1 protein-coding gene and 1 pseudogene are annotated in these 579 nt (G+C 63.2%); both read right to left on the bottom strand.

Annotation, left to right across the window (positions count from 1 at the left end):
• A pseudogene (locus tag ACV22Z_RS35715) lies at positions 1-329 on the bottom strand (putrescine ABC transporter permease PotI); the annotation flags it as partial.
• Positions 326-579 (bottom strand): ABC transporter permease subunit (locus ACV22Z_RS35710; protein WP_448080937.1); only part of this gene is annotated, 254 nt, incomplete at its 5' end. The gene ACV22Z_RS35710 and the pseudogene ACV22Z_RS35715, both read right to left, overlap by 4 nt.

Below are 579 nucleotides of genomic sequence, written 5' to 3'. Positions count from 1 at the left end.
GGAATCACCAGCGGCGCGTTGATCATCCCCGTGTACAGCGTGAAGCCCTTGAAGCGGCCGAAGCGCGCGAGCACGAAGCCCGCCCACGTGCCGATCGCCACCGACGCGAACGCGGTCAGCAGGCCGATCTTCAGCGACAGCCACGCGGCCGACAGCAGCTCGTCGTCGTCCAGCAACGCCCCGTACCATTTCAGCGAGAAGCCCGACCACACGGTGACGAGCTTCGATTCGTTGAACGAATACACGACGAGGCTGATGATCGGGATGTACAGGAACAGGAACCCGAGCGCGAGCACGCCCGTCGACAGCGGTTTGTTCGGCTTGATCATTTGACGTCCTCCAGTTCCTTGACCTGGTAGTACTGGAACAGCGCCATCGGCACCAGCAGCAGCACCACCATCGCCACCGTCACCGCGGAGGCCATCGGCCAGTCCATGTTGTTGAAGAACTCGTCCCACATCACGCGGCCGATCATCAGCGTGTCCGCGCCGCCGAGCAGTTCCGGAATCACGTACTCGCCGACCGCCGGGATGAACACCAGCAGGCTGCCCGCGATGATCCCGTTCTTCGACAGCGGCA

Source organism: Burkholderia sp. PU8-34, from assembly GCF_053427725.1.
Note: the sequence above shows the minus strand (reverse complement) of the source record. Positions and strands in the feature narration are given on the sequence as shown.